This window comes from Luteibacter sp. UNCMF331Sha3.1 (genome assembly GCF_900109915.1).
Classification (GTDB): Bacteria; Pseudomonadota; Gammaproteobacteria; order Xanthomonadales; family Rhodanobacteraceae; genus Luteibacter.
In genome coordinates, this window is the sequence record NZ_FOBU01000003.1 from 119,299 (window position 1) to 130,680 (window position 11,382).

At 68.0% G+C, this 11,382-nt stretch carries 9 protein-coding genes; 4 read left to right on the forward strand and 5 right to left on the reverse strand.

The window, feature by feature from the left end:
• Positions 1-49: 49 nt before the first annotated feature.
• Entirely contained in the window at positions 50-1,561 is a 1,512-nt protein-coding gene (locus BMX32_RS16175; protein WP_139206766.1) for a GGDEF domain-containing protein, read from the reverse strand.
• 274 nt (positions 1,562-1,835) lie between these two features.
• On the opposite strand from BMX32_RS16175, the gene BMX32_RS16180 reads away from it, so the two are divergent.
• Together BMX32_RS16180 and egtB are read left to right on the forward strand one after the other, a co-directional pair.
• Positions 1,836-2,213: a DUF427 domain-containing protein gene (locus BMX32_RS16180; RefSeq protein ID WP_089980684.1), complete on the forward strand. Its 378-nt coding sequence runs from the start codon at positions 1,836-1,838 to the stop codon at positions 2,211-2,213.
• 27 nt (positions 2,214-2,240) lie between these two features.
• Complete coding sequence (gene egtB, locus BMX32_RS19065; RefSeq protein ID WP_089980685.1) at positions 2,241-4,412, forward strand: ergothioneine biosynthesis protein EgtB; 2,172 nt, start codon at positions 2,241-2,243, stop codon at positions 4,410-4,412.
• 16 nt (positions 4,413-4,428) lie between these two features.
• On the opposite strand, the gene pgaD is transcribed toward egtB, so the two are convergent.
• The 4 genes from pgaD to pgaA are packed head-to-tail and all read right to left on the reverse strand — an operon-like array spanning position 4,429 to position 10,071.
• Entirely contained in the window at positions 4,429-4,872 is a 444-nt protein-coding gene (gene pgaD, locus BMX32_RS16190) for a poly-beta-1,6-N-acetyl-D-glucosamine biosynthesis protein PgaD (protein WP_089980686.1), read from the reverse strand.
• The gene (pgaC, locus tag BMX32_RS16195) at positions 4,869-6,119 is read right to left on the reverse strand and encodes a poly-beta-1,6-N-acetyl-D-glucosamine synthase (RefSeq protein ID WP_089980687.1); all 1,251 of its coding nucleotides are present in this window, start codon (positions 6,117-6,119) and stop codon (positions 4,869-4,871) included. The genes pgaD and pgaC overlap by 4 nt, the downstream gene beginning before the upstream one ends.
• Complete coding sequence (gene pgaB, locus BMX32_RS16200) at positions 6,116-7,996, reverse strand: poly-beta-1,6-N-acetyl-D-glucosamine N-deacetylase PgaB (protein WP_170843708.1); 1,881 nt, start codon at positions 7,994-7,996, stop codon at positions 6,116-6,118. The genes pgaC and pgaB overlap by 4 nt, the downstream gene beginning before the upstream one ends.
• A 5-nt stretch (positions 7,997-8,001) precedes the next feature.
• A complete protein-coding gene (gene pgaA / locus BMX32_RS16205) occupies positions 8,002-10,071 on the reverse strand; it encodes a poly-beta-1,6 N-acetyl-D-glucosamine export porin PgaA (protein ID WP_170843709.1) in 2,070 nt (689 codons plus the stop codon).
• Positions 10,072-10,375: 304 nt separating this feature from the next.
• Here pgaA and BMX32_RS18745 point away from each other — a divergent pair, with 304 nt between their 5' ends.
• Positions 10,376-10,732 (forward strand): type II toxin-antitoxin system Phd/YefM family antitoxin, encoded by a 357-nt coding sequence (locus BMX32_RS18745; protein ID WP_170843710.1) that lies wholly within the window; start codon positions 10,376-10,378, stop codon positions 10,730-10,732.
• Between the two features lie 11 nt (positions 10,733-10,743).
• Complete coding sequence (locus tag BMX32_RS16210) at positions 10,744-11,355, forward strand: AAA family ATPase (protein WP_244511583.1); 612 nt, start codon at positions 10,744-10,746, stop codon at positions 11,353-11,355.
• Positions 11,356-11,382: the final 27 nt, after the last annotated feature.

An 11,382-nucleotide genomic window follows, 5' to 3' on the forward strand; every position in this document is an offset into this window, starting at 1 on the left:
CCTCGTGGGGGGTACATGGACGTGAAACGGATCGGGGTCGGAAAAGGGGTTAACGCCGGAGAGGGCTGATGCGGTCGGAGGTGGCGCCGAGGCGCGGGCCTTCGGGCGCGCCCACGCGGTTGCGGCCGGATTGCTTCGCGCGGTAGAGCGCGCGGTCCGCCGCGTTGAGCAGGTCGAGGGGACCGCCGTCGGAGCTGGCGTGGGCCAGCGCGACGCCGATGCTGATGGTCAGGCGCCGCGATGGGCTCGATGGGTGCGCGATACCGAGCGCCTCGACGTGCGCGCGCATGGACTCCGCGAGGGCGATGGCGTCGGGCAGGCGCGTTCCGGGGGCGATCACGGCGAATTCCTCGCCACCGAACCGGGCGACGAAATCGCCGGGTCGCGTGCCATGCGCGATGAACGCGGTGGCCAGCGCGCGCAGGCACTCGTCGCCGGCGAGGTGGCCGAATCGGTCGTTGTATTCCTTGAAGTAGTCGACGTCGATCATCAGCAGCGCGATGGGATCCGACTGACCGGGTCGATGCCATTCGCGCAGCAGGCGCTCGTCGAGCGCGCGCCGGTTGGCGAGTCCGGTCAGGCTGTCGACGAAAACCAGCCCCTGCAGTTCGTCGCGGCTGCGCGACAGGCGGAATTCCTCTTCAACCAGATCCACCTGCGCCAGCGTGCCGCGCAGTCCGATGCCCACCACGGCAGCGATGGCACCGATGATGCCGAGCGTCGGATAGCCCGGAATCACCATGAGCCCGAAGCCGAGCACGCTCATGGCGAGAAAGGTCGGGCTCGCACCCTGCACGAAGCGGATCAGATAGACCGGCATGTGCCAGTAGCGCTGCGCATGCGGTGTGACGGCGGCGACGAACAGGGCGAGGAAGGGCAGGTCGAGCAATGCGTCGAAGGGGGAGCTGCCGAATTCGGGATGCCCGGCAAGCGCGACGTGGTGGTTGTAGAGATACCCGCAGACCGCGTAGGTGACGAAGAACGCGGTGACCCCGCGAAAGAAGAAGTGGTCTTCGTTCCGGTCGGTGGCGAGGTAGCGCATGAAGCTCGCCATCGCGAGGCAGGCGTTCTCGAAATCGAGCATGTACGCGACGTCGATCGCCTGCTGCGTGTGCATCGCGCCCTGCGCCGACACGATCGAGAACGTGCGAACGTAGAACAGCACGCCCAGCAGCGTCGCCAGCACCAGGTCGATGGCCACCGCCCACCGCTTGCGCGCGGCGACCGGTGCGGAGGACACCGCGACCAGCACCGGCAGCACGTACAGGATGTAGAAGAACATGCTGTCGCCGGGCGCCGGGTTGGAGTTGTCCAGCACGTAGTTCTGCCGGGCCGACAGCGCCATGCCGGTCATCCACAGCGCCAGGCTCGCGATCAGCAGCCACCAGCGGCGGTCGCGGGGCACGCCCGAGCGCCGCCATGCGACCACCGTGCTGCCGACGGCCAGGCCCGCGACGGAAAAGAAAAAGGCGTACGAGATCGTCATGCCGATCGACGGCATGGTCATGAGGGCGATCGCATGGGCCGCGACGACGGCCATCGCGACGAACAGGGCTTTCACGGCGAGCCTCCCGCCACCTTGCAACACGGTAGTCATATCGGCCGGCCGATCGCGATGTTTAGGCATCTGCCTCCCCGGGAGCATGCGAGGCCCATGGTACGGGCGCGACGGCGGCGCGTGTGAATGTCTTCGGCAAGCCTGGTCAATCGTGGACAGGCGCTACAAGATCGCCATTCTTGCCGATGGGTAACCTCACTTGTTCCGGGTAGTCGCCTTGGATTCGCCCCGTCCCGGTTGCAGGATGGGGACCCCCAGTCAGTCGAAGGAGCGCGCCATGTCCCCCCATGCCGGCAGGACCCCAGGTCCGGATCATCCCATCGCCATCGCGCCTGCGGGCGGCAGGGTGGTGGTCCGCTTCGGCGACGAGGTCATCGTCGATACGCGCGATGGCCTGTTGCTTCGCGAGTCCACCTATCCGGGTGTCTTCTACCTGCCTCGGGCCGACGCCCGGATGGAGCGGCTGCGCCGCAGCGACCGCCACACCTATTGCCCCTACAAGGGACAGGCGTCGTATTTCAGCCTGCCGGGCGATTCGGAGGCCGCGACCGACGCCATCTGGACCTATGAAGATCCCTACGACGCGGTGGCCCCCATCAAGGACCACCTGGCGTTCTACGCCGACCGCGTCCATATCGAGCACACGCCCGACTGAGGTCGGCGTCGCGTACACGGAGTTCCCATGCAAGCCCTTGTCGATACCACGGCGGCCCCCGGCGCCGCTTCCGCTCGCCCCCGCGATGTCCCTCCCACGCTCGCCGCGCGGTACGACGCCGTCCGTGCGCGTACCGTCGCGCTCGTCGCGTCGCTCGACGCCGAGGACATGGTGGTCCAGTCCATGCCCGACGCCAGTCCGGCGAAATGGCACCTCGCCCATACCACCTGGTTCTTCGAAACGTTCCTGCTCGGGCCGAACGTGGCCGGCTACGACGTGTTCGATCCGGTTTTCGCCTACCTCTTCAACTCGTATTACGAGGCCGTCGGGCCACGCCACCCCCGCCCCTTGCGCGGTCTGCTGACGCGGCCCACGACGTCCCACGTCATGGCCTATCGCGCGCACGTGGACGGGGCGATGCGCGCGCTGATCGCGACAGGGGTGCCCGCCGGTCTGGAGCCGCTGCTGCGCCTGGGCCTCGCGCACGAAGAGCAGCACCAGGAACTGCTCGTGATGGACGTGCAGCACCTCTTCGCCCAGTCCCCGCTCAAGCCGGCGTTCGATCCCGCGTGGCCGTCGCCCGAGGCCGAAGGCGCGGGCCGGTTCCGGCCCGTCGGTGGCGGCCCGGTGCGCATCGGCGCGGTGGACGAGGCGTTCATCTTCGACAACGAAGGGCCCGCGCACACGGCGTGGCTCGAACCGTTCGAGATCGCCGATCGCCTCGTGACCAACGGGCAGTGGCTCGCGTTCATGGCGCAGGGCGGCTACCGTCGCCCCGATCTCTGGCTCTCCGACGGCTGGGCGCAGTGCCAGCAGGAAGGCTGGACGGCGCCGCTTTACTGGGAGCACGACGGCACGGCGTGGTCGCACATGACGCCCGCCGGCTGGTGCCCCGTCGACCCGGACGCGGCCGTCGTCCACATCAGCTACTACGAGGCCGATGCGTTCGCGCGATGGGCCGGCGCGCGGCTGCCTACCGAATCCGAGTGGGAGCACGCGGTGCGCTCGCGCGCGGACCTCAAGCAGGTGGATGGCGTCGCGTGGCAGTGGACCGCGAGCGCTTACGCCGCTTACCCGGGCTTCCGCGCCGCGGACGACGCGGTCGGCGAGTACAACGGCAAGTTCATGAGCGGCCAGATGGTCCTGCGTGGCGGCGCCAGCGTGACGCCTGCGGGCCATTCGCGGCCGTCCTACCGGAATTTCTATCGCGCGGGACAGCGCTGGATGTTCGCCGGCCTGCGCCTCGCGCGGGACGTCGCCACCTCGCCCGATCGCGATCGCCTGGCGTTCCTGCGCGACACGCTCGCCGGTCTCTCGTCGACGCCGCGTACGTTCTCGCCCAAGTACTTCTACGATGCCGCCGGCTCGGAGCTGTTCGAAGCGATCTGCCGCACGCCCGAGTATTACCCCACGCGTACGGAGTCGGCGCTGCTCGCGGAGATCGCGCCCGAGCTGGCCGCGGCCATCCCGCCGGGAGCCGTGCTGCTGGAGCTCGGTAGCGGTGCGAGCGACAAGACGCGCGCGCTGCTGGACGCCGCGCCGTGGATCGATGCCTACGTGCCGGTCGACATCAGCCCCGACGCGCTGGACGGCGCGGCCGCGCGATTGCGGGCGGCGTACCCGTCCCTCGCGGTGCACCCGGTGGTCGCCGACTTCACGCGCGAGATCGGTCTGCCGAAGGCGCTGGCGGGACGGCCCGTCGTCGCGTTCTTCCCCGGTTCGACCATCGGCAACTTCACGCATGAGGAGGCCGCGAGCCTTCTGCGTTCGGTGCGAGCGCAGCTGGGCGCCGACGCGCGGTTCATCGTCGGCGCGGATCAGGTGAAGGACCTCGACGTGCTGCTCGCCGCTTACGACGACGCGGCCGGCGTCACGGCCACGTTCAACCGCAACGTGCTCGTCCGCATCGGGCGTGAACTGGGTGGCGACATCGCGCCCGAGGCGTTCGCGCACAAGGCGCTCTGGAACGCGGAGCGCGAACGCATCGAGATGCATCTGGTCAGCACCGCCGACCAGTCGGTGACGCTCGCGGGGCAGACGTTCGACTTCGCCGCCGGCGAGTCGATCCACACCGAGAATTCCCACAAGTTCACGCCCGCGTCGTTCGCGCGGCTCGCGGCCGCCGGCGGCTGGCGCATCGAACGCGAATGGATCTCGGACGACCCGGCGTTCGGGATCTACCTGATGACCGCGTACTGACGCGAGCCGCAATGGCTCAGCGCGCGTCGTCGAGCGTCAGGTAGCCCGCGTCCGACACGCTGATCACGGCGCGACGGTGGGAGAGAATCCTCGTCGCGTCTTCCGTGCTCGCGCCGATCGCGGCGGCGGTTTCCACCACACCGACCGGCTTATTGCCGCGCCGCTTCTGCTTGCCGGAGAAGCGCGCATGGTTGTAGCCCGACCAGCTCATGAACACGAGCGCGCAGAGCACCGCGACCATGAGGATGACGCTGATGTCGCCGCCATCGCCGATGGGCGAAAGCACGTGCAGCTGCAGCCAGGCGTTGCGCAAGCCGAAGGCCCAGGCGCCGAGGGTGACCAGCGGCAGCCAGAGAAACGCCCAGAACAGCCACGCGGCCACGGTGACCGCGGCGAACACGGCCTTCTGGGCGCGCGACTGGCGCTCCGGCCGCTGGATAAGGATGGCTTCGGCCTTCATCGCAGTCCCCGGTCCGGGCTCACCCACACCGCGCGGGTACCCTTGCGCTTCATCAACGCCTTGGGCATCGCGACGATCGAGGTCGCCGTGTTGAGGATCCAGTACACGAGCGGGTACCAGATCATCCAGTAGTAGTTGCGGCCGATGCGCGTCTCATAGCGACGGTCGACCAGCAGGCTGATGAGGAACTGCAGCAGGCAGATCGCGCCCAGTACCACGCCGTGCCACTGTGGCAACAGCGTGTCGATGTACAGCGACGGCGGCAGCGGGAGAAACAGGCCGAGTGCCCACAGCGTGACGATCCCGGCCATCGTGTACGACCAGAGCAGGCTCATCACGTACTCGAACGCGACCGGCCACATCCGACGCTGACGCCACTTGAACAACTTCGTCGTGTAGCGGAGCAGCACTTCGGAACCGCCCTGCGCCCAGCGCAGGCGCTGCTTCCAGAGGCCGCGCAGCGTTTCCGGCATCAGGATCCAGCAGAGCGCGTTCGGTTCGTAGCGGATCTCCCAGTGCCGCATCTGCAGCCGCCAGCTGACGTCGATGTCCTCGGTCACCATGTCGGTGCTCCAGTAGCCGACATCGTGCAGCGCGCTCTTGCGGAAGCAGGCGATGACACCCGATACCGTGAAGATGCGGCCGTACACGCGCTGCGCACGCTTGATCAGGCCGATGATCGACGAGAACTCGCCGACCTGCAGCTTGCCGAGCAGCGTGGAACGGTTGCGGATGCGCGGGTTGCCCGTGACCGCGGCGACACGCGGGCTCTCGAGCATGTGCGTCATCATCCAGTGCGTGGCGTAATCGTCGAGCAGCGCGTCGCCGTCGACGCACACGAGGAAATCCGCACGCGACGCGAGGGCAGCGGCGCGCAGCCCCATCGCCTTGCCCTGGTTGCTGGACATGTGGATCACGCGCAGCGCCGGGTACTGGTCCATCAGCTGATCGAGCTGGGCACCGGTATCGTCGGTCGAACCGTCGTTGATGGCGATGATCTCGAAGTTCGGATACTGCTGCGACGCGAGGTGCGCGATCGTCTCACGCACCTGTTCGCCTTCGTTATGGCACGGCACCACGAGGCTGACCATCGGATACTCGCTGAGCACGCGGGGGCGCACGCGAGAGGGTTCGCGGCGTTCCCAGCGAAGGAAATAGATCACGCCGCCGCTCATCCAGAACAGCGACATCACCAACGGGTAATAGAAGGCGAACTCGAGCAGGGCGTGGAGGATGCCGCCGTTCATCGCGCTGGCTCCGCGTAGGGATAGTCGGCCGCCGAGATGTACGGCCGGATGGCCTCGAGCGCCGGATGGTCGTTGACGAAGTCGTCGGGGTAGTAGCCGATGTGGCGCGCACCGCCGGCCTGGACGGCGCGCATGCGCGTGCCGATCGTGGGCGCAGGAATGGGCTGTTTCGTGCGCCAGTCCTGCGCCGCGAACTCGAAGAGCGTCTTTTCGAGCGCGCCCGGGGTCGCGCCCACGGTGGCGACGAGGCGACGGTACCAGCCCAGCGTGTCGGCCTGCTTGTCGAGCTGCGGCATGGCCATCACGGCGGTCATGTCGTACGCCTTGTTGAACGCGGGCAGGCTCTGCGCGAACCACGCTTCGGCCTTCGGCTCCATGATCGGGCGAGTGAAAATGTTGCGGGCCGTCAGAAGCTGGGGTCGCCAGCGCTTCATGCGCGTGGCCAGCTCCAGCGTGAAGTCGATCAGCGCCTGCGTGTTCTGCGCCGGAGTGTTCTTCGCCCACGGACCGAGGTTGTCGGTGTCGCGAAGATAGGCGTCGTCGGAGAACAGCACGCCCGCTTCGTCGGCATGCATCGCGAGGTCTTCGTAGACGTCGCCAATGCGCGCGCGCACGGCGCGATCGTAGGGTGCGAGACGGAAATGGTCGCCGCCCTTCTTCGGCTCGCCGGCGAGCGAGGGCAGGGTCTTGCCGTCCGGGAAGCGGAACGCCAGCACGGGCATCCAGGCGTACACGCGGACGCCGGCGCGCGTGCGCAGCTGCCACGACACGCGGGAGAACAGGTCGGCACGCACGGGCAGGTGCCGGTTCGGGAAGTAGACGGCATCGGCTACGCCGTCGCCGTCCGGATCCGAATACGCCTGCAACCACACTTCGCTGGGATGCAGTCGCTTGATGCGGTCCAGCAGCTTCGACAGGTTGCGGTCCTGCTGGGCCGGGTCGGCGTCGTACACGTAATCCAGATCGACCTGCACCGCACGAGCGGGATCGATGCGCGACGAATGCCGCATCAGCCAGCCGAGCCGGTTGGCGGTGATGTTGTCGCTGACGAGGATGCGCGGGATGGTCTTGCCGGGCACCAGCGTGGGCAGCTTGTCGCCGAGGCTGAAGGTCACCGTCATGCCGATGTCGCGCGCGACGTCGCGACCGACCTGCGTGTACGCGCCATACGGCCAGGCGACCGCACGCGGGCGCACGCCGATGTGCTTTTCGATCTCGTCGGCGCTGTGCGAGAGATCGGCGCGGATGCGTGCCTTGTAGTCGTCGACGGTTTCGTAGCGCTGCTTCGTGGTGTCGTAGGCGAGCGCGGCGGCCGTGGGCAGGAGGTTGCCCTGCGGGTTCGCGTTCATGCCCTGGTGCATCTGCCACGAGTGCGAGGCGAACTCCACGAGACCGGACCTGTGCATCTCCTCGACCTGGCTCCACGTGAGGAAGCACGAGCGATCGCATTCGGCACCGTTGTACGGCATGTGCTGGCCGTCCGGCATGTCCATCCACGAGCCGACCAGCGCCTGCACGGCGGGGTAGTCGTAAGCGCGCAGCAGCGGGTACACGCGCGTGTAGAAGCTCTCGAGGCCGTCGTCGAACGTGAGCAGCACGGCGTCGGGTGGCAGCGGCTTGCCGCGCTGCATGAACTGCACGACGTCTTCGAGGCTGACGACGTTGTAATGATTGGCCTTGAGCCAGTCGAAGTGCGCGATGAGGTGGTCGGTGCTCAACGCATCGGGGTCGCGATCGACGCCCGTGCGGACGTCGTCGCGCACGTCGTGGTAACCGAGCACGATGAGCGCCGGCCGCGCAGGTGCGACGGGCGGCTGCTGCGCGAACGCGGGAAGCGCGAGCCCCAGCAGGGCAAGCAGGATCAACAGCGGGCGCATCGTACTCATTCTCCCCAATGCATCGTCAGATCGAGGACGAAGCGGTGTTCGCGCCGGCCGTCGTAAGGTTGGTTGTGCCAGCCGAGGCCCCAGCCGAAGCGGAAGCCGGGCCCCGCGAGGATGGTCTGGCCGTAGCGAACGGTGGCCATCCAGTCGGTCGCGAAGCCCTTTTCGGCGTACTGACCCACGGCCACGTCGATGCGCTGCGTGACGCTGCGCTCGTAGAACTGGCCGAGAAGGTTTTCCAGACGGCCGGTGAGGGCGTAGCTGTAATCGCGACGCGGATTGAAGTACGGGCGTTCGGTCTCCGAGTTCATCGAACCGCCGAGCTCGATGCCTCCGTCCAGCGTCAGGTTCGGCGCGGTGTGCAGACGCTGGATCGCGTTGGCGAGCCAGCCCGTGCGTTCGTTGCCGTCGGAGAAGCGGTCGCGCGACAGGCCGACGCGCGCCTGGGTGAGTTCGCTGGCCCGCCACGTGACGGCCGTGTCGAGCGTCTTCGCCGAGATGCCGTAGTACTGGGCACGCAGCGGCGTGTCTTCGCCGGCGGTGCTGTAGTCGGCGGCCCAGGACCAGTGATCGGTGATCGCCCAGTCGAAGCCGGCTTCGAGCGCGGTCTTGCCGACGTATCTGTCCGTGGCCGGCAGTGCCTGCACATAGGCTTCGAGGCCGCGCGCGTAACCGCGGATGCCGACGCCGACGCGGCTGCGCCGCACCTCGCCTTCCGGCAGATCCGCGGTGGAATACCGGGCCAGCGCGAGCACGCGCCAGTGATCGTCGATCAGGGGACTGGCGACGGTGGCCTGCGTGGTGCCGTCGCGGTCGCCGAAGTCGGGGCTGGAACCCTTGCCCTGTTCGGTGCCGATGTCGAACTGCCAGCCACGTTCGCGATCCCACGCCTTGACGGCGCGATCGACGCGGCCGTTGCGGTCGGCCAGCGTCCGCGCCATGGCGAGGTTCTCGTCGACGCCTTCGTAGTCGTTCAGGACGCGCGCCGCGTCGGCCTCGCCGATGTACGCGCCCACGTCGCGGCGGTCCAGCGTGCCCGCGATGTTGAAGTCGTCCTGCGCACGTCGGGGCCAGCCACGGGCCAGCTCGACCATGCCGAGCTCGCGTCGGATCTGCGCGTTGTTCGGGGCCTCGCGACTCATCGGTTCCAGCCGGGCATACGCGTCCGCCGGCATGTCGACGTATTCGCGCAGCGTGGCCGCGTTGAGGTCCGCGTCGACCTTGCGCGCGTTCTGCAGGGGCAGACGCATCCCGGGGACGCGTCGCCACTGCGGCTCCTTCGCCGCGAGCTCGTCGATGGTCGCGAACGCCTTGCGGGTCTGGCCGGACTCCAGGTAGGCGTACATGAGACCGATGCGTGGCTCGCTCTCGTTCACGTCGTAGGGACCAGGATCCCTGGCGATCGCGTCCTCGTAGAGCGCGGCGGCTTCCTTCGGACGCCGCTTGACCAGCAGCGCATCCGCCACGGCACGCCCGGCGTAAGGAGGCAGCGTGACCCCGCGGGCCTTCAGGGCGTCGTACCGGGATACGGCTTCGTCGGCCCGGCCCGCACGATCCAGCGCGACGAGCAGATCGAACTCCGCGCGCTGGCGCAGCTCGGCGGGCAGCAGGGGATCGTCCACGAGCCGACGCGCGTCGGTCACCGCACGGTCGGCTTCGGCATAGGGGTGGGCGGGATCGGCCGGTTCGCCCTCGGCCCAGCGGATCTCCTGCGCGACATGATCGGCGCCGAGATGAAAACGCTCCGCGATGCCCGGGGCAGGGTCCAGCCGGGCCGCCAGTTCCCCGGCGCGCGTCGAAGCGCCCAATTCCGTCAATAAAGTGACGTTGAGCGCCTGTGCGTCACGGTCGGTCGGCCAGCGCGCGAGGATCGCCTGGCAATGCGCGAGCGCGTCGACCCGTTTGCCGGCGTCGTGCTCCTGCCGCGCCTGCGCGAGCAGCGCGTCGCGTTCGGGCGAGGTGTCGGCCGCCATGACCGCGGCGGCCTGGAGTGCCAGCAAAAGCGCGATGCAGAGCCGTTTCCGCGGCGCCAGGCCGGCGCGGGGCGGTAGTGTCGATTTCAGTCCCATCCTGCCAACATCATCCTTTGCTGCCGGTCCGGACGAGCGTTCCCGGCCACGGCTAAGAAAATAATCAGTCGAATCGCACACGAGTCTGCGACCGAGCCCGCCATTGTGGTCGCAAACACCGTGCCAGAGTGGATACCTGCGACATTCTTCCCTGTCGGCCATGATGCATAGGCCAAACGATATACCTGCGGATGCCGCGAAACTGTGGTCCGCACCGCGTTGACACGGCGTCGACGCCCGCCGCGAAAATCTCCCAAATTGGGTATTCTGGGTATAATGGTCCCGACCCCGAGAGGATTCGCCCATGGCCATGTCGCTCAAGCTCGATGCGCTCGAAGACCTTCCCCGGACACCGGCGTCGGACGTGAAGAAGCTCGGATGGCGCGGCGTGATGCGTGCCATCGCCCGCAAGGGCAAGGTCGTGGTGACGAACCACAGCGAGCTCGAGGCGGTGATCCTCTCCGCGGACGAATACAGCCGCATCCTCCACGCGCTCGACGATGCCGGTGCGCGGCATGCGTCGGCACTCGACACGCTCCGTCAGCGTTTCGACGAACGCCTGGCCTCGCTGCAGGCCGATGACGCGAGCGAACGCCTGCGCGCACTGATGGATCGCCCGACGACGCTGGGCGGCAAGGTGAAGGCGGGGGATAGTCATTGACCGGACGCCCCGTGCTCTGGGTCCTCGCAGGTGTCAATGGCGCGGGCAAGAGTTCGATCGGCGGCCATGGCCTGCGCCAGGCCGGTTTCGAGTGGTTCAATCCGGACACCTTCGCGCGAGAACTGGTCGCAGCAACCGGGTGCGATCAGGTGCAGGCGAACGCCGCGGCGTGGCAGGAAGGCATGCGCCGTCTCGACGACGCCATGGAACGCCGTCGCGCATACGCGTTCGAAACCACGCTCGGCGGCAACACGGTGCCGCGAAAGATCGCCGAGGCCTCACACACGCATGACGTGCTCATGTGGTTCTGCGGCCTCTCGTCGCCGGACCATCACATCGCCCGCGTCCGCGCGCGCGTGGCCGCCGGTGGCCACGACATTCCCGAAGCGAAGATCCGCGAACGCTATCGCTCCTCGCTCGAAAACCTCATCGCGCTGATGCCGTCGATCGAGATGCTGCGCGTGTACGACAACAGCGTCGACGTCCTGCCGGGCGAAGCGATCCCCGATCCCGTGCTGCTCGCCGACATCGCGCGGGGGCGCCTGCGCTGGCCGCTCGAACTCGACACGCTGCGGCAAACGCCGGACTGGGCGAAGCCGCTGCTGGAGGCGGCGTTGTCGTGATGCGGCGCGATTGACGACTTCGGCCAG